Source organism: Bradyrhizobium sp. WSM1743, assembly GCF_000473065.1.
GTDB lineage: Bacteria > Pseudomonadota > Alphaproteobacteria > Rhizobiales > Xanthobacteraceae > Bradyrhizobium.
Genome location: NZ_AXAZ01000063.1, coordinates 14,580 through 35,181 on the forward strand (window position 1 = coordinate 14,580; position 20,602 = coordinate 35,181).

The 20,602-nt window shown below is 61.8% G+C and carries 16 protein-coding genes and 1 pseudogene; 3 read left to right on the forward strand and 14 right to left on the reverse strand.

From position 1 onward, the window contains the following. Positions 1–13 precede the first annotated feature (13 nt). From YU9_RS49250 to YU9_RS0129475, 4 genes are all read right to left on the reverse strand, one after another. The gene (locus tag YU9_RS49250; RefSeq protein ID WP_198028312.1) at positions 14–160 is read right to left on the reverse strand and encodes a hypothetical protein; all 147 of its coding nucleotides are present in this window, start codon (positions 158–160) and stop codon (positions 14–16) included. A 378-nt stretch (positions 161–538) separates the two neighbouring features. Further along, complete coding sequence (locus YU9_RS0129460) at positions 539–1,270, reverse strand: sulfite exporter TauE/SafE family protein (protein ID WP_027576020.1); 732 nt, start codon at positions 1,268–1,270, stop codon at positions 539–541. A gap of 741 nt (positions 1,271–2,011) precedes the next feature. Further along, on the reverse strand, positions 2,012–3,781 hold the full coding sequence (locus tag YU9_RS42815) for an ATP-binding protein (RefSeq protein ID WP_036018440.1): 1,770 nt from the start codon (positions 3,779–3,781) through the stop codon (positions 2,012–2,014). 57 nt (positions 3,782–3,838) lie between these two features. Further along, a complete protein-coding gene (locus YU9_RS0129475; RefSeq protein ID WP_027576023.1) occupies positions 3,839–4,489 on the reverse strand; it encodes a response regulator transcription factor in 651 nt (216 codons plus the stop codon). A gap of 773 nt (positions 4,490–5,262) precedes the next feature. Here YU9_RS0129475 and YU9_RS42820 point away from each other — a divergent pair. From YU9_RS42820 to YU9_RS0129490, 3 genes and pseudogenes are all read left to right on the forward strand, one after another. Further along, a pseudogene (locus YU9_RS42820) lies at positions 5,263–6,413 on the forward strand (tyrosine-type recombinase/integrase); the annotation flags it as partial. 1 nt (position 6,414) lies between these two features. Next, positions 6,415–6,804 carry a LysR substrate-binding domain-containing protein gene (locus tag YU9_RS42825; RefSeq protein WP_371259215.1) on the forward strand — a complete coding sequence of 130 codons (390 nt, stop codon included), beginning with the start codon at positions 6,415–6,417 and terminating at the stop codon, positions 6,802–6,804. 116 nt (positions 6,805–6,920) lie between these two features. Then, entirely contained in the window at positions 6,921–8,276 is a 1,356-nt protein-coding gene (locus YU9_RS0129490; RefSeq protein ID WP_027576024.1) for an NAD(P)H-dependent oxidoreductase, read from the forward strand. A 721-nt stretch (positions 8,277–8,997) separates the two neighbouring features. Here YU9_RS0129490 and YU9_RS0129495 read toward each other — a convergent pair. From YU9_RS0129495 to YU9_RS42830, 10 genes are all read right to left on the reverse strand, one after another. Continuing rightward, the gene (locus YU9_RS0129495; RefSeq protein ID WP_027576025.1) at positions 8,998–10,506 is read right to left on the reverse strand and encodes a glycerol-3-phosphate dehydrogenase; all 1,509 of its coding nucleotides are present in this window, start codon (positions 10,504–10,506) and stop codon (positions 8,998–9,000) included. Further along, positions 10,503–11,249, reverse strand: coding sequence for a class II aldolase/adducin family protein (locus YU9_RS0129500; RefSeq protein WP_036018443.1), 747 nt, complete (start codon positions 11,247–11,249; stop codon positions 10,503–10,505). The genes YU9_RS0129495 and YU9_RS0129500 overlap by 4 nt, the downstream gene beginning before the upstream one ends. A gap of 18 nt (positions 11,250–11,267) precedes the next feature. Continuing rightward, positions 11,268–12,308: a 2-hydroxyacid dehydrogenase gene (locus YU9_RS0129505; protein WP_027576027.1), complete on the reverse strand. Its 1,041-nt coding sequence runs from the start codon at positions 12,306–12,308 to the stop codon at positions 11,268–11,270. Continuing rightward, on the reverse strand, positions 12,301–13,881 hold the full coding sequence (locus tag YU9_RS0129510) for an FGGY-family carbohydrate kinase (protein WP_027576028.1): 1,581 nt from the start codon (positions 13,879–13,881) through the stop codon (positions 12,301–12,303). The genes YU9_RS0129505 and YU9_RS0129510 overlap by 8 nt, the downstream gene beginning before the upstream one ends. Before the next feature lie 2 nt (positions 13,882–13,883). Next, positions 13,884–14,993: an ABC transporter ATP-binding protein gene (locus tag YU9_RS0129515; RefSeq protein ID WP_027576029.1), complete on the reverse strand. Its 1,110-nt coding sequence runs from the start codon at positions 14,991–14,993 to the stop codon at positions 13,884–13,886. Positions 14,994–15,012: 19 nt separating this feature from the next. Next, the gene (locus YU9_RS0129520; RefSeq protein WP_027576030.1) at positions 15,013–16,119 is read right to left on the reverse strand and encodes an ABC transporter ATP-binding protein; all 1,107 of its coding nucleotides are present in this window, start codon (positions 16,117–16,119) and stop codon (positions 15,013–15,015) included. A 4-nt stretch (positions 16,120–16,123) separates the two neighbouring features. Continuing rightward, positions 16,124–16,981 carry a carbohydrate ABC transporter permease gene (locus YU9_RS0129525; RefSeq protein ID WP_027576031.1) on the reverse strand — a complete coding sequence of 286 codons (858 nt, stop codon included), beginning with the start codon at positions 16,979–16,981 and terminating at the stop codon, positions 16,124–16,126. Between the two features lie 15 nt (positions 16,982–16,996). After that, positions 16,997–17,923, reverse strand: a complete 927-nt coding sequence (locus tag YU9_RS0129530; RefSeq protein WP_198028315.1) for a carbohydrate ABC transporter permease — start codon at positions 17,921–17,923, stop codon at positions 16,997–16,999. A 114-nt stretch (positions 17,924–18,037) separates the two neighbouring features. Then, positions 18,038–19,477, reverse strand: coding sequence for an extracellular solute-binding protein (locus tag YU9_RS0129535; protein ID WP_027576033.1), 1,440 nt, complete (start codon positions 19,475–19,477; stop codon positions 18,038–18,040). A gap of 22 nt (positions 19,478–19,499) precedes the next feature. Further along, complete coding sequence (locus YU9_RS42830; protein WP_198028313.1) at positions 19,500–20,552, reverse strand: sugar-binding transcriptional regulator; 1,053 nt, start codon at positions 20,550–20,552, stop codon at positions 19,500–19,502. Positions 20,553–20,602: the final 50 nt, after the last annotated feature.

A 20,602-nucleotide genomic window follows, 5' to 3' on the forward strand; every position in this document is an offset into this window, starting at 1 on the left:
CGGCTTCGCTTTTTCAAGCAGATATTGCCTGACGGCACAGCCAACGCCTTCCGAGCGCATCCTTCGCCGGCGTGGAGGAGATCTTGTTCTGCACAGCGTCCTTGAGGCTCTCGCTGGGCTCGGCCTGCCCTTTCGAATTGGTGTCCTGCGTATTGCTCATATTCCATCTCCAGTTTCATCAATGCCAAGTTTCACAATGACGTTCCAATATTGCGCTCAAGTCCTTTTCCAGAATATTTCGAGCGCTATGGAAAACCGTTTCGTCGTTTCACCTTCTATCCACTCACGCGGAATGCCCGAGACGAAATTCGCCTCACGACCAGGCTTCATATCTTTATCTGCGTCGCTGGACGATACGGCAGATGTCGTATTTCGTCGTCGGTCAGGAGGCCAATGTCGAAACGCCCCGCACGGCCGCAGGTGGCGGCGCGGTGTGAGATCAGCGCCGAGACAATCTCAACCGTGGCCGGGTGATCGCCAATCTCGGGGCAACTGCACATCCTTTTGGCAACCACTCACGCCTTTCGACGGCGCCCGTCTAGATCACAAGGCAAAGTCCCGAAAACAGCAACAAGCCCAGGATAATCCGTTTGAAGGCTGCTTCGTTGACCCGACCGAACAGCACGATACCTACAGCCGTTCCCGCAGCTAAGGCGGGCAGAGAAATGCCAAAGTCGATCAAGACCTTTAACGAGAGGCTTTGGTGCGAAAGCATCAGAGCGAGGGCGAAGAGTTGCATGACGCCTATGTAAGGCTGAATCAGACCGCGCTGCTGAGTTTTCGGAAGACCATGGATGTCGCACCAGATCGCAGGAAGTGCGCCGGGCATCGCTGTCAAGCCGCCGACCAGCCCGCCACCAAATCCGACCAGCGCATTCCTGCTCCGGCTGTCCATCTGACGCAAGTAGGCAGCCGTCGGCCGCAGCAAGGCGTATGCCGCGTAAAGCGACACGAGCACTCCAAATCCCAGTCTGAAAATGCCTGTATCCACGTTCTGGAGGAGATAGATCGCGATCGGAATGCCCAGTAGTCCGCCAGCGATGAAAACCAGGCTGGTTTTCCATTGCATGCTCTTGCGGAGCGCATACAGATTGGCCGCTTGCACGGTGATGCTGCAGGCCATCATCAACGGCACAGCTTCGATGGGCGGAAACACGTGCAGCAGGATGGCGCCGGCGACCGCCGAGAACGCAAACCCGGAAAGGCCAGACACGAACGCGCCAGCAAAAACTGCCCCGCTCAGCACAAGATAGACCGCTATGTCGGACATGATATCGCTTCCCAAAGATGGTGATCGTCGTCGATGGCGGGACAGCGTGGGCCGTTTGAGCTCACTCAAGTGACAAACAACCGATCCATCTAGTCGCCTAGGGCCGCTGCCATGTCGATCGGCCGAATACTCGGCGCCTGATGCAGCATGCGTTCTCCGACGACATGCAAAATGCCGAATCCGACCAGAACAGCCATGGTCCACGCCTTGAGAGGTGGCACTGCTCGCCGGGCATGGGAGCTATCGGCAACTATCCTGTCCAAATTGCGCGTTGTGCGCGTTCGAAAATTCAACGACGCACAGTCCTTCGCAATCAGATGCCGGTATTCTCCGATGACGCGCTCGGCTCCAAGGCGCCGTGACACGTGAAGGGATACGAGAAGATCTTTGAGGACGCTTCGCAACTTGCTGTCGAAAATGGATATTGAGGGAACCAAATCGCGCGATTGATGACACATCGTCTGCTTCTCATATTCGAGGCGTCATGCTGTAAACTCGAAATTACTATGCTGCCGGGGGAAATAGCACCGCTACCCCAGCAACGTCGGCAATGACAACCGCATGGATATCACTGAGGGTAATCCGGGAGCGATACGGCAGATGTCGTATTTCGTACTCGGCTGGAAGGGAAAGCCGAAAGTCCTTTGTCGCCACAGAGCAGGGACGCGGTGGGCATCCGCGCGAAGATACAATCTCAAAAGTGGCCGGTTGATCGCCGATTTTGGAGACAGCTACACTGCTCTAGCAGTTGCGATTGATTGATTGCTGGCGATCTACATAGGCTGAAACGATCGCTTCATTCAATTGCTCGCCGGCGATCGGCTTGTGAAGGATGCGATGACCGCTGGCGGTGGCTTCCTTGATACGCGCCGGCGAGGTATCGCCGGTCACGATGATGGCAGGGAGGGAGCGGCCGACATGGGCGCAAAGAGCCTCGATTGCGTCCCGGCCAGTTGCACCATCTCCGAGGCGGTAGTCGGTGACGATCAGATCGACCGGCGCATCGCCGGCCGCCATTGCCGCCGCATGGATCTGTTGCACCTCGGCTGCAGACCGGCCGGCATAGACCCGATGCCCCTGCAGCGTGAGCAACTGCACCATGATATCGAGAACATCCCCCTCGTCTTCCACGACCATGACGCCGATGGTGATGTCTGCAGGTGGCGCGCTGTGGTCGGGCAAGGCAGGCGCCACTGCACTGGCTTGCCGAACCGTAACGGAAAACATCGAACCGCGGCCGACAACTGAGACCAGCTTCAGCGGATGTTGCAGCAGTGCGGCGGTGCGGCGAACGATGGCGAGGCCAAGGCCAAGACCTTGGGTGCGATCCCTCGCCGGGTTCTGCAACTGCACGAATTCCTCAAAGATCATCGCTTGCTGATCTGCGGGGATACCGGGACCGGTATCCCATATCTGGATTTCCACCGAGGCACCGCGCCTGCGGCAGCCGAGCAGGACGCCACCGGATCTGGTGTATCGAAAGGCGTTCGACAGCAGATTGCCCAGGACCCGTTTCAGCATCATGGGATCGCTGTCCACGTGAAGACGGGTTTCAACGACACGCCAATCAAGGCCGCGATCCTTCGCCTCCGCGCCGAACTCGTTGCTGAGCTGGTTGAAAAGTTGGGACAGATTCACCGTCTCCTTTGCAACAGTGACGACGCCGGCATCGAGCCGGGAGATGTCGAGCAGTCCGTTCAGAAGGGCGCTGAGGTTTCCGACGATGGATTTTGCCTTGCCTGCGAGATCGCGTGCATCGCCGGATTGGACGGCGCCACGGCGACCCAGCGCCCCCAGCGTGGCGATCAGCAGGCTCAAGGCATGGATCGGCTGGCGCAGGTCATGACTGGCGGCAGCGAGGAAACGCGTTTTCGCATGATCGGCGGCTTGCGCGCGGTCGCGTTCTTCCTGGAGGTGGCCAACCAGCTCGACGTTTTCCAAGCGCAACCTGATGGACTCACGCAGCATGCGGTGCGTTGTGCGGCAATAATAGAGATTGATGGTCACGAGCCCCGTAAGCAGGGCGAGATATGCGCCGGAGTTATCACCTCCACTGATAACGGAGCGCACCATGACCGGCAGCACCGTTGCGATAATCGAGCCGACGAGAGCCGGCGGAAAGGCCGAGAGCGATGGAACTGTGCCGCAGACCAGACCGGTCAAGGCAACGATGGTGAATAAAAAAGGAGCGGGCTGTTCGGGAACGAACCCGACCCAGCCGAGCATTCCCCACAGCAGTCCCGACACGCAGGAAAATCCCGCCGCGAGCCACGCCCATCGCGACACAGACGCTGGTCCTCGATCCCGGCTGAAGAACCGGCGCGCCGCAAAGACGCGTATGGCGGTGAGCAGATACAGCGCACCGAGCCATCCGACCAACCAGCTCGGCGGTACGGTGCTCCTCATCACATATGCCGCCGCCAGGGAGATGAGGACGTTGGAAGCCACTACTCCATAGGCATTGCGATACAGAAGCTCTACGAGGGCCTCGCGTATCTTGTCCTCTTGCATCGAAACCTCTCCGCGCGCCGGCAGGAGCGGCGGCTTCGTTTGCGAGTTGCCGTTGCGCTACCCCGCTGGAAGGCCGAGACGAACCGCGTAAGCCGTCAATTCCGCACCATTGTGCAGATCGAGCTTCCGCATAAGATTCTCGCGATGCTTCCGGGCAGTAAGCAGGCTAATGCCGAGACGGTTGGCGATGTCGCGGTTGGTGGCGCCGTGAGGGATCATCGCCAGGATTTGCCGCTCACGCCTTGTCAGCGCGACCGGAGATACGATTGCGGCCATGGGCTCCGGGATTTCGTTCGGGCCATCATGATGGTCCACTGCAAAGCGAACCTCCTCGGCAACGTAGGCCTTGCCTTTTCTGATGGCATCGATCGCAGCAATGAGTTCGGACGGATCGCCGCTCTTGGTCAAATAGCCGCTCGCGCCCGCGGAAAAGGCTGCTCGAACGGAACGCGGCTCTACATTGGCGGTGAGGACAAGAACCCGCAGCTCCGGCCAAGCGGTTCTCAGGTGAGCTATGAATTGAAAGCCGCTCACACCCGGCATGCCGAGATCAAGGATGAGAAGATCGGCGGAGTTTTCGTTCAGCAGCCGATGAACAGCCTCTGCGTCCGCCGCCTCTCCGCTGACAATCAGCTCGTCGACGGTCGACAGAAGCTGCTTCAGACCCTCCCGCATGATCGCGTGATCGTCAGCAATGATCGTCCGCACCGGTCCACACCTGTGTTGCCCCTCAGCAACGGTATTAGGGTATCAATCAACTACAATCAAGGATTGGGAATCCATTTGCCGGATGTGGTCGCCGGGGCAATTTTTCGGTGGCCGTACTCCGTTGCCGTGTCGCACAGCTGGCGGCGAGTGGACGCCGATGCTGGTGCCTGCGTTTCGGCTTTTCAAGAGCGGGCTCCACGCTACCTGCGGTTGTGCTTGCTACGCGAGCGTGGCTGCCGAATTGCGCGACGAAGTGGCGGCGCCGCATCTTCGCAGCACAAGGGCCCGACAATGCGCCACTGTGGCCCTTCTCATCATGGGGCAGACTCGTCCGCTTTGCTCGCCCCGATATCCTATTCTACGACGAGCAGGTAATTGACCTGTATCGTCGGCGCTGCGCGCGGTATCGAACGGGTGAAGATACAAGAACAAAGGAAAAATCGCACAACAGGCTTATCACGCGACGTCCGACTGCTTAAGCGTCGCACGAAACATGGTTTGTTCTGGTGCCCGGAATGAAAAATCCCTGCATCGGCAGGCCTTGAAATGGTGGGCGCACCAGGGCTCGAACCTGGGACCCGCTGATTAAGAGTTCAGAACCGGCTCTTTGCCACAGCTTCCAAGAGCGCGCCAGGGTACCATGCCCCTTAGTAAGCCGTTGATGTTTCCTTATTTTATCGCATAGCTTCGCGCTCCCTCGAAGACAAACCTTCCAACTGCTCGATCCGCTGACACCGTTTGAAAACCGTTTTAACGGGCATGGACTCTCGCTTATGGCCGACATTCGAATTCCCCTCACCGACAAGACCATTGCCCAGCTACCCGCCCCGAAGGACGGCTGGTACCTGGCGCGCGACACGGAGCTGAAAGGCTTCTTTGTCGTCATCGGAAAGCGACGACGGACTTTCACCGTTCAGGGAGACCTCAGGCAGGGAGGCAAACGGGCTTCGTCCATTAGGGTCTCCATTGGCGACGCTAGTGAGATGTCGACTCGAGCTGCGCGTGCCGCAGCCAAGGAGTACTTGGCCCAGATTAGCCGCGGACGACATCCAAAGGACGTGAAACAAACCGTACGGATGACACCCGCTCCGGCGATGCAAAGTGGCGGGACAGTCGCAAGCGTTACGCTCAGGCAGGCCTGGCACCGGTACCTCGAAGCCCATCTGATCCGCAAGAATCGCAGCAACAAGACCGTCGAGGGCTACCGCGATCACGTCGAACGGATTTTTGTGGAATGGCTCGACACTCCCCTCAAGGAGCTCGCAGCTGACCCAGCCCGGGTGGCCAAGAAGCACGATGAGGTCACCAAAGAAAATGGGCCGTATATGGCCAATGGTAGTATGCGCACCCTGCGGGCCATCTACAATCATGCACGGAAGACGAACAGGTCGTTGCCGTCAGATAACCCGGCCGATGCGGTCGACTGGAATGAGGAGGAGCGCCGCAACACTGGGATGGGATCGGCCGACCTAAAGGGCTGGTTTGCGCAGCTCGCCATCCTCGACAACCCCGTACGTAGAGAGTTCCACCTCTTCGCGCTTCTTTGCGGTTCTCGGCCCACGGCGCTCCAGCATGCCAAGCCAGAAGACATCGATTGTCGGCGTCGCACGCTGCACGTCCCAAACCAAAGGGAGGCAAGAAGAAGGCGTTCGATATACCGTTGTCGCGACAGATGATCCTTTGCCTAGTCCGCGCAATCCGGTTCGGCAGGCAAATGTATCCAAGGCAAGCACAAGAGTGGGTCTTCCCGGCCGACAGCGGATCGGGGCATTTGTCGGAAACAAAGGAGGACCGGAAAATCCTGTCGAAGTGGGGCAACGACCTCCGGCAAACCTTCCGTACGATTGCAACAGCAGCCGGTGTTTCGGAAGTTGACGCCAAACTTCTGATGAACCACTCCATTCCCGGAGTAAACGCAGGCTACAGTGCGCCTTGCGGCGGGCAGTCTTTCCGCCGTCGACCCGCTCAAGCACCGGCTGATCCATTCGGTGAAATCGCAGATGCAGTGGCCGCGCTGGTTCTCGGAGGCCGGCATCGAGCCGACCGAGCGCTGGAAGCGCGTGCTGTTCGACCGCAGCCACATGGCGATCGACGCCGCCGTTGACGGGCTCGGCATCGGGCTGGAAAGCGAGCTGTTGGCCTGGCGCGAATTGCGCGACGGCTGCCTGGTCTGTCCTGTGAAGGATCCGCCGGCCATCGCGCTGACCACGCAGTGGATCGTCTGCCCGCACGGCCATCTGCGCCACCGCAAGACCCGCACCTTCCTCGACTGGCTGCGCAAGGAGCGCGACAGTTGGAACGAGCGAATAGTTTAGCGTGTCTACATCGTCGCGGCAGATAATCTAAATTGCGCTCGGATTCGCCGCTACCTAACGTTTCCCGCGAAACGGCGGACACAGCCGTCGTCCGAGGAACGTCAAGGAACAATCTCATAAATCTCCATCGCATGCTGCTGGAGCGCAAGGCTGCCGGCAAACCGATTAATATTGGGCTGATTGGGGCCGGAAAGTTCGGGCTGATGTTCCTGTCGCAGGTGCGCCAGACCGACGGCATGCATCTGGTCGGCGTCGCCGGCCTCAACACCGCCCGCGCCCGTTCGCAGCTCAAGCTCGGTTGCTGGCCCGAAGAGCAATATGCAGCCACCTCGATCGACGACGCGCTGAAGCACGGCCGTACCATCGTCACCGACAATGCCGACGCCCTTATCACCCATCCGGCGATCGAGGTCATCATCGAGGCGACCGGCGATCCCGGTGCCGGCATCCGCTTTGCGATGAAAGCGATCGAGAACGGCAAGCACATCGTGATGGTCAATGTCGAGGCGGACGCGGTCGCAGGCCCCATCCTGGCGCGCAAAGCGCGGCAGGCTGGTATCGTCTACTCATTGGCCTGGGGCGACCAGCCGGCACTGATCGCCGATCACGTCGATTGGGCGCGCGCGGCCGGCTTCAAGGTCGTCGCTGCCGGCAAGGGCACGCGCTACCACCCGACCTATCACCAGTCGACGCCGGATACGGTGTGGGACATCCTCGACAAATACATGAAGATCAAGGATCGCAACTCGATCAATCCGAAGATGTTCAACTCCTTCGTCGACGGCACCAAGTCGGGCATCGAGATGACCGCGGTCTGCAACGCGACCGGGCTGCATGCACAGAGCGAAGGCTTGTCCTTCCCGCCGGCCACCCGCTTCGAGCACGCCGAGATCTGCAAGCCGAGATCCGACGGCGGTACGCTGGAGAAGTCTGGCGTCACCGAGGTCACCTCGTCCGTCTATCGCGACGGCACCGACGTGCCACAGAGCCTCGTGATGGGCACCTATGTCGTGTTCGAGACCGACAGCGCCTATTCCGAGGAATGTTTTCGCGAGTACAGCATGCTGCCAGACAAGACCGGCAAATATGCTTCGCTCTACCGTCCGATCCACATGATCGGGCTCGAGCTCGGCATCTCCGTTGCGTCGGCGGCGCTGCGCAAGGAGCCGACCGGCGCGCCGATCGTGTTCAACTCGGACGTGGTTGCGACCGCCAAGCGCAAGCTAAAGGCCGGCGAGATGCTCGACGGCGAAGGCGGCTTCTGCGTCTGGGGCAAGCAGACGCCGGCTGAGGCCTCGCTCAAGCAGGGCTATCTTCCGCTCGGCCTGGCCCACCACGTCAAGCTCAAGGCCGAGATCGAAGAAGGTCAACGGCTGAAGTGGGAGGATGTGGAGTACGATCCGGACAGCCTCGCCGTGCGCGTCCGTCGCGAGATGGAAGCGGCCTTCCGCCAACCGAATGTTGCCTCGTGATCGAGCGGCGGTCCGCAAAGCACGGACTGCATCGAAGTGGCGGCCCGCGAGAATCGCTTGCGGTCCACATCCCGTCGGCCGCCCTTCGATCCCTTCAGTCAATATCTGCGCCGCTGCGTCCACGATCCCACTCGGACTCGCGACGCTGCCTGAGCGTTACAATCGGGCGAAGGAGTTCGTGGAAAATCGGAGTAAAGCGCTCAAAATCGTAGATTTGGCACTGAGGAAGCGGCTTGAACCCCAGACATGATTTTGTGTCCTCACCGTAGTCCGCAGAACTATTCGCAGGTCGATCATTCACTGATCGTGAGGCACGACCTCGGCTCCTGCTCCTGCGACCCCGCTCTAAACCACGCAAACGTCTTAAGATCTCACCTCAGTCGAAACAGCGACCGCACTTGCCCACGGTAGATTTTCCTTGATCTCCCGGTGCACACGTCGTGCCCACGCGGCCTTCTAATTGAAAACATTAACATCTCGCTCCAATCCATCATGGGCCAATTTGAGCTAGCGCCAACCAACAAGATCGAGGCTGATCAATGGTGATCACCTTTGCGCGCCAGAAGGCGGGCAGTCACTCCGACTTGAGCTACTCCGACATCTGATCAGCTCCAGCCGGACGGATAGCTTCCGATCTCGAGCTAGCGAAGACTTCCATTGGTGTTTCATGCACAGATCGCCTACAGTACCCGTACGGTTGAGGTGGAATGGCGCCGACGAGTTAGATGAAGCTGGCAAATGCGTCCCGTTGCGCCACCGTCAGATGCAGGCCATGTTTGGTGCGCCGATCCAGAAAGTCCTGAGGTTCCTTGGCCCACTCGGTCTCGCGTAGAAACGCAGCCTCACGTTCGTAAAAGTCTCCACCGAAATGCCGACCGAGATCGGCCGAGACGCGGGCCGAGCCAAGCAGTTCGCGCGCCCGCGTACCATACAGGCGCGCATAGTGATGGATCAGCTTGCGCGGGAGGTCGGGATAGGCGCGCGCAAGTTCTGTGACGAAATGATCGAAGGGACCATTGATGTCGCCGCCCGGCAGCGGCGTGCCGGCCGTCCATGCCGGCGATACCTTCGGAAACCAGGCTTCCAGGCGGCCGAGCGCCTGCTCCGCGAGCCGGCGATAAGTCGTGATCTTGCCGCCGAAGATCGACAGCAGTGGGGGCACCTCCGGCGTGCCGTGAACCTCGAAAACGTAGTCCCGCGTCACCGCCGAGGGGTTCTCGGCATTGTCGTCGTAGAGCGGCCGAACCCCGGAGAAGGCATGGACGACCTCGCTCCGGCGCGGCGGGGCCCTGAAGTAGCGGCTCAAGACGCCCAGCAGATAGTCGATCTCGCCCTCGTCGATCGCGACATCTTCGGCGCGGCCGCCATAGGAAATATCCGTGGTGCCGATCAGCGCGAGATCGTCCTCGTAAGGGTTGACGAAGATGACGCGGCGATCCGCGTTCTGGAGCAGATAGGCCTGCGGCCCGCTCCAGAATTTCGGCACCACTACATGGCTGCCCTTGACGAGCCGCACATTGTGCGACGAGTTGAGACCGGCAACCCCCTGCGCGACATCCTGGACCCAGGGCCCGGCCGCGTTGACGAGCGCGCGCGCACGGACCGTATGCAGGCCGCCATTTTCGTCCTGCATCTCCAGGTGCCAGTTCGCTCGGTCCCGGCGCGCGGTCACCGCGCGCGTGCGTGGCAAGACGTTGGCCCCGTTGCGGGCCGCGTCGACGAGGTTCAGGATCACGAGCCTGGCGTCGTCGACCCAGCAATCCGAATATTCAAAGCCGCGGCGGAATTCGCGGCGCAGCGGCGCGCCCTCCGACGCATGCGAAAGATCGAGTCCGCGACTCGCGGGCAGGCGCTTGCGGCCGCCGAGATGGTCGTAGAGAAATAACCCGGTGCGAACCAGCCAGGCCGGCCGCTGCTCGGGCGAATGCGGCAGCACGAAGCGCATTGGCCAGATGATGTGGGGCGCGGAGGCGAGCAGCACCTCGCGCTCGATCAGGGCCTCGCGAACGAGGCGAAACTCGTAATATTCGAGATAGCGCAAGCCGCCATGCACGAGCTTGCCGGACCGCGACGACGTGCCTTCGGCAAAATCACCCTTCTCGCAGAGCAGGACCTTCAGCCCACGGCCGGCCGCATCGCGGGCGATGCCGGCGCCGTTGATGCCACCGCCGATGATGGCAATGTCGACCAGCCCGTGATCCCTGCCTGCATCCGGCGCAGTCCCCGTCATCGCGTCCTGCTGCGCTTCTTCTCAACGTGTCGGCCTGCTGCGGCCTTTGCGGTGCGCGCCTTCGCCGGCTTTGCATTCGATCTTGGTTTCGGCGCCTGCAAGCCATACGTCGAGAAGCCCTTGGCGGTGTCCGCGATCTCAGCCTCGCTGAGAATGTGCGACCCGCCGAGCGCGAGCGAGAGATAATATTGGCGCGCGATGGTTTCGAGCTCGACGGCGAGCCACATCGCCTTGTCGAGATTCGGGCCGACCGCGATCATGCCGTGATTGGCGAGCAGGCAGCCGTTGCGGCCTTCGAGCGCTTGCAGAGCGAGTTCGGATAGCTTAGCCGTGCCGTAACGCGCATAGCCGGCGCAGCGGATATCGTTGCCGCCGAATGCCGCCATCATGTAGTGGCAGGCAGGAATCGGCTTGCGGGCGATGGCGAGCACGGTGGCGTAGGTCGAGTGGGTGTGGACGACACCGCCGACATCCGGCCGCCCGCGCATTATGTCGAGATGAAAGCGCCATTCGGTGGACGGCTGGAGCGGTCCTTCCCAGGAACCGTATTCGCCCTCAAGCGGCATCGAAGCAATCATCTCCGGCTTCATCGCGCCATAGGGCGTCGCGGACGGCGTAATCAGCATCCGGTCCTTGTAGCGGGCGGAGATATTTCCCGACGTCCCCTGGTTCAGACCCGACGCGTTCATCCACCGACACTTGGCAATGATCGCTTCGCGCAATTTTCGCTCTTCACGGGTCATTTCAAACACCTTTCGTCTTCAGCACGGATTGAGCGGCGGCTCGCCGGCGAGATAGCGGCGAACCTCCTCGGCGACCCGGTCTGCGGCGATGGTGACGGTACGCAGCGAGGCGCCGGCGATGTGCGGCGTCAGCGTAACATTCGCCAACTGGAGCAGCGGCCAGTCCAGCGGCACCGGCTCGACCGCAAACGTGTCCAGCATGGCGCCACCAAGGCGCCCCGAGGACAACACCTCGAACAGCGCCTTGTAGTCGATCAGCGGGCCGCGCGCCGTGTTGACCAGCAATGCGCCCGGCTTGACCTGTGCAAGCGCCGCGCGATCGATGAAGCCAGCCGTCTCACTGGTGACCCGCGCATGAAGACTAATGACGTCGGCGCGCGCCAGCAGGTCCGCGAGGGCGACGTGCTCGACACCGTCGTTGCGGTCCTGCGCGCTGAGCTGGACGTAGGGGTCGGCGACCAGGATCTTGCAACCGAAGGCCTTGAGCAGCTTCACCACGCGGGTGCCGATCGCGCCATAACCGACGATGCCGACCGTCATCTCGCCGAGCTCGCGACCAGTGCGGTCGGCGCGATAGAGATCGCCGCGCCATTCGCCACCGCGTAAGGATTCGTGCCCGCTGCGGATCAAGCGCGTCTCGGCGAGGATAGCGCCGATGGTGAACTCGGCGACCGCGCTTGCGTTGCGGCCCGGGGTGTTGACGACGATCACCCCGTGATCGCGCGTGGCCTGCATGTCGATGTTGACGGGACCTCCGCGCGAGACCGCGATGAATTTCAGGTTCGGCAGGCGCTCCAGCATCGACCGCGAGATCGGCGCCAAGTGCGTCACGAGCAGCGCAGCGTCGCCGATGAACTCGGCGACCTCGTCCGGATCGCCCATGAATTCCTTCAGGCCATCGAGCTTCGAGCCCGCATAGCCGTGCTCCATCGGCTCGTCCGGCCAGGGCTGCTCCAGAAGGCGGATGTCGACACCGTTGCCGCAGACAGCCGTGATCTTCTCGGCGAACACCGACGGCAGCATGAAACGGTCACCGACGATGGCGATGGAGCTAGACATGACCGACTCCCGCACGCAGCGCCGCAAGCTGCTTCCAGACCGGCCGCGCCGCAAGCCGGGCGTCGAGATAGGTCGGGAACATCCGCCCGTACTGCGCGGCCAATGCCGCATTGGGCCGTTGCGGCGCTTTCAAATGTGGTCTCACCCAGTCCTCCGCGCAGGCCATCATGTCCGGATAGACTCCGGTTGCGACGGCCGCGATCATGGCCGTACCCGCAGCACCGGCTTCGCCGCGGCTGCAGATCTGTACATCGCATTCAAGCGCCGCCCCCAATATGGCGCAGAGCGCGCGGCTTCGTGCAGCACCGCCGGTGATCCGCACATTGCCCGGCAGCGCTCCCATCGCCGCATAGCAATCCCGCGCAGCAAAGGCGAGCCCCTCCATCACGGCGCGCATCAGGTCCCAATAGCCGTGCCGGCTGCGCAGGCCCAGGAACTGCGCGCAAGCCTCGTGCGCGATGAACGGGCCGCGCTCGCCGGCATCGGAGATGAAGGGGTGGAACAGCAACTCGCCCGGGCGCGCCTCGAGCACACGCTCATCGAGTCGCCGGATCAGGTCGGCGCGCGAACGCACCACGCCCTCGGCGGCCAGCAGATCGCGGGCAAGATCGAGCAGCCAGTCGATGTTCAGCGTCGCCGCCATGTTGGATTGCATCTGCGCGTAGTGACCGGGAACGGGGAACGGCATGGTGTAGCCGGTTGCCTCCGCATTAAGCGTGACCGCGTCAGCGTTGGTCGCGAGCCGCATGTGCATACCGGTGGATCCGATGATGGTGCAACCGACATCAGGAGCCAGATCGTAGAGGCCCGCTCCGAGCGCATTGCAAACGACATCGACATAGCCGAGCGAGACCGGAACGCCTTGCGGCAGTCCGGTTTCCATCGCGGCGGCCGCACTCAGCGGATGCGTCGTCGTGATCCCGTCGACGACCTCGGGAAACAGAGCCGCACAATCAGCGATCCCGATCAGACGTGCTGTCTCGGCATCGAAGCCGCGTTTCCGAAAATCGCCACAACTAAAGGTCAATTCCGACGGATCGGTCGCACGCTGACCGGTGAGCAGGAAGTAGAGCCAATCCTTGCAGTGAAAGACTGTCCTGGCCTGCGACAGTGTTTGGGGCGCATGCGCTTGCAGCCAAGCCAGTTGCGGCCCCTGCTGGCAGGCGTTCAGCCCGGAGCCCGTGCGTCGATAGAGTGCGACGTTACGCTCGCTGCCACGGATCACCTCAACCAGGCGAGCGGCGCGCGAATCCAGCCACAGCAATGCCGGCGCGACCGGGCGGCCGTCATCGTCGATGAGCCAGGTGCCATCGCCCTGCCCCGTGACCGCGATGGCAGCAAGGCGCTGCGAAATATCCGGTACGGCTGCCACCAGCCCGCGCAACGCGGCGACCGTGTCGGTCCAGGTCCGCGACATGTCCTGCTCAACGCGGCCGCCGGGCGACGTCGTGTATGTATTAGGAAGAGAGAAATCGCCAAGTTGCCGCCCGTCGCGCGCAAACGCCACGGTCTTGATCAGAGACGTGCCGGCATCGATGCCGACGATCACGTCGCGCTGCGGCGAGGTCTGCATGATCAGCCCCCCTCCGCGTGGCGAATGCAGGTGCCGTCGGCACCAAAAACGTGGAGGTGGCGCGGATCCAGCGCGAACGGCACGATGTCGCCGGGCCGCGCCGCAATCCGGTTCACCGTCACGGCGATCAAGAGATGACCCGCGCACTCGCCTGCCACATGCGACTGGTCGCCGAGCCATTGATTAGACACGACGCGCACGCGCACATCGCCCGTTCCGACGGCAATCCGTTGCGGACGAATGCCAACCCGGACACTTTGTGCCTGCTCGAGCAATTTCCTGGCGGCCTGGTCGAGCGTATCGCCCGCTATCCGAAACGCCATATCCGCGCCAACCGACAAGCAGAAACCGCCGTCGGCGTGCGCCACCTGCGTTTCCAGCAGGTTCATCGGCGGCTCGCCGATGAAGCTTGCGACAAACAGGTTGGCCGGTCGATTCTTCAGCTCCCTTTCGTTTGCGAATTGCTGAAGGACGCCGTCCTCCATCACCGCGATGCGATCGGCCAGCGCGCTCGCCTCCGTCTGGTCATGGGTCACGAAGATCGCCGTCATGCCGCGCTCGGCCAGGAGGCCCTTGATCCGCCCGCGCAGCACAGCCCGAAGCTGGGGCTCAAGCTGGCCCATCGGCTCGTCGAGCAGATAGAGGTCGGCATCGCGCACCAACGCGCGTGCCAGCGACACGCGCTGCTGCTGCCCCCCCGAAATAGAACGTGGATAACTGTCGAGGATGTCCTCGATCTCGACCATCCGTGCGATCGCATCGACGCGGTGCGATACCTCGCGATGAGCGAGCTGTTGTGCCTTGAGCGCAAAGGCGATGTTCTCCCGAATGGTCAGAGGCGGATAGAGCGAGTAGCCTTCAAAGGCCATCGCCACATTTCGCTTCGCCGGCGGCAACTCGTCGATCCGCCGCTGCGATAGCGCGATCGCGCCCGACGTGACGCTCTCGAAGCCCGCGACCATGCGCAAGGTCGACGTCTTGCCGCAGCCGGAAGACCCGAGCAGTGCGACAATCTCGCCCTTCTTCACCTCCATGTCGAGCGCGCGCACGGCATGCACTGGTGGCTTGCCGCGGCTGCGGTACACCTTGTCGACATTGCGGATTTCGAGCATGCCCATCGTTGTCTGCCCCTCACGCCGCCTGCCGCCGATGCGGCACATCGACTCGAAGCCCGGTCGCACGATCGAATAGGAGCGCCGCCTCGGGCGCAAAGCGGACGAAAACGCCGTCATCGGCACTCGCCATCGGCGAATCCGGGGGAAGCGCCGCGAGCCATTCGGTGCCGTCCGGGAAGCGCAACAACAGCACGGCGCGCTCATGCATCGGCGTGACGGCAACAACCCGCGCCGGAATGGCGTCCTCACTCGCCGACCGGACCACCGCGAGATCATCCGGCCGCACACCGAGCCAGCACGGACCTTGATCCGCCGCCTGATCATGAAAAGAACCGAGCCGTATCCTGGCCCCGACTATCTCGCACATCAGACAACCCTGATCGGTTGCGGGCACGACTTCGACAAGATTGATGCTGGGATCGCCGAACAGGCGCGCAACGGCCACTGACGCGGGCCGGGCGTAGACTTCTTCAGGGCGCGCGACCTGCGCGAGGCGCCCGTCGATCAGGACCGCGATCCGATCAGCGATTGCCATCGCCTCCCGGTAATCCTGGGTGACATAGAGAACCGCGGCGGAACTGCGTCGCAAAAGATTCGGGAGCTCGAGCCGCATTTCATAGCGCAGCTTGGCATCGACGTTGCGGAGCGGATCGTCCAACAGCAGCACCTCGGGATTTCCGATCAGCGCGCGCGCGAGCGCCGTCCGCTGCTTCTGGCCGTTCGACAATTCGCGCGGCATGTGACCGAGGACATGCTCGATCTTCAACAGCCGGCTGATCGATGTGACCCGCGAGGCGAGCTCTCTGGCTCCGGCCTTCGCCCGCAATCCGCTCGCGATGTTGTCCTGCGCGGTCATGTGCGGAAACAGGGCGAAATTTTGAAAGGCCATGCCGATTCCGCGCCGCTCCGGCGGTGCGCCGACGATCGACTGGCCGCCGACCATAATGTCCCCGTCATCCGGCTCGAACATGCCGGCGATCATGCGTAGCAGCACGGTCTTGCCGCTGCCCGAAGGCCCAAACACCGCGACGATCTCGCCGGACTCGACGGTCAGCGAGAGATCTTCGGCGCAGCGGACCGGACCGAATCCCTTGCCGATGGAATTGAGTTCGAGACGAGCCATTCTGTCAACCCTTCACCGCGCCGAGCGACAATCCCTCGACGAGATAGCGTTGCGCGTAGAGCGCGAGCAGCAAGGTCGGCGTCACCGAGAGCACGATCGCAGCCGCGATCTGACCATATTGGATGCCCGACGCCGTAACAAAGGCAAGCGCGCCGACAGTGACCGGCTGCTTGTCGGCCGACGCCAGGATCAGCGCAAATACGAAGTTGTTCCAGCAGAAGATGAAGGACAGAAGACCGGCAGCGGCGATGCCAGGTCCGGCGAGCGGCACGGCGATGCGGGTGAAGGCCTCGCGCCAGGAATGTCCGGCAAGCCGGTAAGCGTGCTCGATATCGGGGCTGATATCCTCGAAATAGCCGCGCACGATCCAGAGAATCAAGGGCAGCGCTATGAGCTGATAGACCCAGACGATACCGAAGTAAGTGTCGTTCAGCCCGAGTTGCTGGTAGTAGAGCGAGAGCGGCAGCAGCACGAGCAAGGGTGGCGCAAAGCGAAACGACAGCAACGTAAAGGCGATGGTCTCGCCCAGGCGAAATTTGAACCGCGCAAAGGCATAGGCCGCCGGCACGCCGAGCAGCAGTGCCAGCAGCACTGCCGCGCTCGACAGCACGAAGCTGTTCATGAGGTTGCGCATGAAGGAGATTTCGAGATTGCCGGCCGTCGTGCGCAAATGGCCGGAGATCAGCGCCTCGTAATTGGCAAGCGTCGGCTCGAACAGGATGCGCGGCGGAATCCGCAGTATCTGTTCATTCGTCTGGAACGACATCAGGAAGATCCAGACGATCGGGAACATGAAGAAGACGAGCACCAGCGCAAGCGCAATGCGTCGAAAAACGCGGCTAGCAAGACTGGAGTGATCCATCGCCCCCTCCCGCCCTTACGCATGGCCATGGGCGCGGGCCCGCAGCCGCAGCCAGTTCTTGATGAAGATGTTCGACAGAATGTTCGTGATCAGCCAGAGGATCATCAGCAGCGCCGCGGAGCGTCCGACATTGGTGTACTGGAAGAATTCGAGATAGGCCTGGACCTGAAATACCATCAGCCGATCTCCGGGCCCGCCCTGCGTCATCGCGTAGACGATGTCGAACTGCTGGATCGAGTCGAGCAGCCGGAACAGCGACGCCGTGACGATATAAGGCGCGAGCATCGGCAGCGTGATGCGGAAGAAGACGAAGCTTGCCGGAACACCATCGAGCGCCGCAGCCTCGAACGGCTGGCGCGGCAGCGAGCGCAACCCCGCCAGGAGAAGGATCATGATGAAGGGCGTGTAAACCCAGACGTCGACCAGCACCACCGTGAACAGCGCGGTCGATGGGTCGGACGCCCATTTGAAATCATGTGCACCGAACAGGCTGACGAGATAGGACAGGATACCGAAGCTCGGATTGGTCATCAGCTTCCACATCAGCGCCGCGATTGCAGGCGCCGTCATCAGCGGCAGCAGGAGCACGATCGACACCGCGTTGTGGAAACGGGTTGGCCGCCGCAACAGCATTGCGATCCCGAGCCCAAGCAGAAGCTCGAGGACGACTGTCAACGCGGTATAGACGAGCGAGATGCGCAGCGTATTCCAGAACGCGGGGTCCGAGAGGAAGTCGATATAGTTGTCGACACCGATGAAGCCGCGCAGATAAGGCAGGTTCAGCCGATAGCGCTGGAGAGAATAGATCGCCGCGGTCACGAAAGGCACCAGGATGGCGATGCAGACCAGCAGAGCCGGCAGGCTCAGCAGATAAGGCAGGATGCGCCCGCGCAGCCTCGCAGCGCGGCGCGGAAGCGCTTGAGTCTGGAGGGGTTGAACCATGCTCATGATGATAAGGATCACATTCTCACTGCAACACCGCCGGCCGGGATCTGGTAGGCGTCCCGAGCCGGCGGGTAGTCGTGGTGCTGAGGAATGAAGGCGCCACGCAACGCGTCAACCTAGGCCGGCTTGCTTGAGCTGACGGTTGATACTGTCGGCAAGCTTGTCGAGGCCTTCGTCCACGCTCACCTCCTTGGCGACCATCTTCTGAAGCGATGCGGCCCACTCGGTCGTCAAGTCGAAGAACAGCGGCTGCGCCGTGAAGTAGATCTTGGCCCCCGGCGCCGAAACATCATGCTGTTCGAGATAGCCCGGATAGGATTTTGCGATGCGATCACGGAACTCCGGATCCTTCCACACCGAGGCGCGCACCGGGTTGACGAAATCCATCTTGCGTGCGCCGAACAGGTCGTGCTCGACCGAAGTCGCCCATTGCATGAATACCCAGGCCGCATCCTTCTGCTTGGAGAAGCTCGACATTGCGAGCGACCAGATCCAGACGTTCGGCGTCGGGGCCTTGGCAGCCGGGTTCGCGGCGAAGGGGGCGTAGCCAAGATTGCCCCTCTCCTTGTTCTCGCCGCCGTTCATGAAGTAGCCGAGGATGTCGGCGTCGAAGATCATGCCGGAGGCGCCCGCACCAAGATCGGTGCCGACCTGGTACCAGGTGTAGGTCGACCAGTTCTTCGGACCCGAGGTCTGAATCATCTTGACCCATTTCTCATGGAACTCCTTCGAGGCCTTGGTGTTCATCGCGGCTTTCAGCTTGCCGCCTTCCATCACAAAATCCTTCTGGCCGAAATTCGAGTAGGCCGAGAGGAAGCCGGGATGGATCGTCGCCCAGGAACGCGAGCCACGCACGCCAATGCCGTAGGGACCGCCGGCATCCTTGGTAATCTTCGCGGCCACATCGAGCATCTCGTCGAGGTTCTTCGGCGGCTTGACGCCGACCTTGTCGAAGATGTTGCGATTATAGGTGATGTTGTTGAGCTCGTAGCCCCAGGGGATACACCACTGCTTGGCCTTGCCCGAACCGAGCTCGGAGCCGGCCACGCCATCCCACGCCGTCGAAGCGCGTAGACCCGGCAGCACATCATCCCAGGCGAATGCCGGATTGGTCTTCGCAGGGTCCTTGATGTAGGCGTTCAGGTCCTCGATCCAGCCGGCCGGACCGTAGGTCCAGGTCATGTAAGCGCCCGTCATGAAGGCGTCGTACTGGTCCGACTTCGAGGAGAGCGCCGCCGTCACCTTGTCGAAGTAAACATCCTCCGGGAAGATATCGTAGGTGACGTTCATTCCCGTCAGCGTCTTGAACGCCTCGATATCGCCGATCATGGCGTCGACGTAAGGATGCTTGTTCAGGAGCAGCTTGATCGTCTTGCCGCTATAGGCCTTCCAATTGAAGTCCGCGGCCATCGCCCTCGACATGGCGGAGGCGAAGGCAGCATTGGCGGCGGCACCGACGATGCCGAGCTTGGCCGCTCCGTCCAGAAGATCACGCCGGCTGATGCGTTTTGCGGCGTAGGAATCGAACAGATTCTTCTCGCGATCGTGCATTGTAACCTCCCATGGTGCGCGTTTACGTTCCCTTCCGGCCCTCGTTCTTGAGCTCCTTCTTGAGCTTCTTCCTGGGCTTGCTTTTGCCGTTGCCGGATGTTGGCTCCGGCTTGTCCGCAGCGAGCGCCTGCGCGGTCACCTCATCGATGATGAGGCCATGCAGGAGGCCGCTGCGCAGCACCGCGCGCAACGCCGTGACCTTGGCCAATCCGCCGCCAAGGGCGACGATGCGATGCTTCCGTAAGTCGGCCGCCTCCATCGAGGTGGCGCGCGCCGAGAGATCGATGTCCAGCATTTCACCATCGACATTGAAGAAATGTCCGAGCAGGTCGGCGCAGGCACCCGCGCGCTTCAGCTCGACGACTTCGTCCGGCCGGATCATGCCGCTCGAGACCAAAAACCCTTCGGCGTGGATCTGGCCGATGCCGACGAACAGGAGCGAGGCCCGCCGGGCCAGCGCGAAAACGTCGGCGATGCCGTATTGCTTCATCAAGACCGCGCGGTCGGCCACCGAATTGGCGAACACCGGCACCGGCAGAAGATAGGCCTCTGCCCCAGTCCGCTCGGCCAGGCGATGAATGACGTCGAACGGATTGGCAGCGAATTTCCGGGTCAACCCGCCGAGCAGGGACACGAATTGCACGTCCCGTGCCGGCGTCTGAGGCAACTGCTCGACCATGGCGGCAAGCGTGCGGCCGTGCCCCACGCCGATGATCTTGTGTTCACCGCGCTCGAGAATCTGCCTCAGGAAACTTGCACCTTCCAGCGCCAACGCTTTCAGCGGCAGATCGCCCTCGCCGAGATCGGGCGCCACGCGACAAAAGCTGAGCCCGTAACGATCGGCCAGCGTGTTTTCCAGCGCCACACATTCGGCGACCGGTCCCTCCACAAAGACGCGAATCATGCCCTCGCGGCTGGCGCGTGCGATCAGCCGATGCGCCTTGGTGCTTTGGATGTTGAGACGGTCCGCGACCTCGGACTGCGTCAGTCCGGCGGCGAAATACAGCCATGCCGCCCGCGTGGCGAGCGACGCTTCACCATCAACCACCGGCACTCTGTCGGATTGTGTCGCCACGGCGGAAAAGCCCACTTGAAAATTTCTTCATACCTTGCAAAAAATTGCAA

Excerpts from the sequence above, each read along its gene's own strand:
- YU9_RS0129525 (WP_027576031.1), bottom strand. The coding sequence starts at position 16,981 with ATGGATCACTCCAGTCTTGCTAGCCGCGTTTTTCGACGCATTGCGCTT.
- YU9_RS0129530 (WP_198028315.1), bottom strand. The coding sequence starts at position 17,923 with ATGGTTCAACCCCTCCAGACTCAAGCGCTTCCGCGCCGCGCTGCGAGG.
- YU9_RS0129535 (WP_027576033.1), bottom strand. The coding sequence starts at position 19,477 with ATGCACGATCGCGAGAAGAATCTGTTCGATTCCTACGCCGCAAAACGC.
- YU9_RS0129510 (WP_027576028.1), bottom strand. The coding sequence starts at position 13,881 with ATGCAGACCTCGCCGCAGCGCGACGTGATCGTCGGCATCGATGCCGGC.
- YU9_RS49250 (WP_198028312.1), bottom strand. The coding sequence starts at position 160 with ATGAGCAATACGCAGGACACCAATTCGAAAGGGCAGGCCGAGCCCAGC.
- YU9_RS42815 (WP_036018440.1), bottom strand. The coding sequence starts at position 3,781 with ATGCAAGAGGACAAGATACGCGAGGCCCTCGTAGAGCTTCTGTATCGC.
- YU9_RS0129520 (WP_027576030.1), bottom strand. The coding sequence starts at position 16,119 with ATGGCTCGTCTCGAACTCAATTCCATCGGCAAGGGATTCGGTCCGGTC.
- YU9_RS0129505 (WP_027576027.1), bottom strand. The coding sequence starts at position 12,308 with ATGTCTAGCTCCATCGCCATCGTCGGTGACCGTTTCATGCTGCCGTCG.
- YU9_RS0129515 (WP_027576029.1), bottom strand. The coding sequence starts at position 14,993 with ATGCTCGAAATCCGCAATGTCGACAAGGTGTACCGCAGCCGCGGCAAG.
- YU9_RS0129460 (WP_027576020.1), bottom strand. The coding sequence starts at position 1,270 with ATGTCCGACATAGCGGTCTATCTTGTGCTGAGCGGGGCAGTTTTTGCT.
- YU9_RS0129500 (WP_036018443.1), bottom strand. The coding sequence starts at position 11,249 with ATGACCCGTGAAGAGCGAAAATTGCGCGAAGCGATCATTGCCAAGTGT.
- YU9_RS0129495 (WP_027576025.1), bottom strand. The coding sequence starts at position 10,506 with ATGACGGGGACTGCGCCGGATGCAGGCAGGGATCACGGGCTGGTCGAC.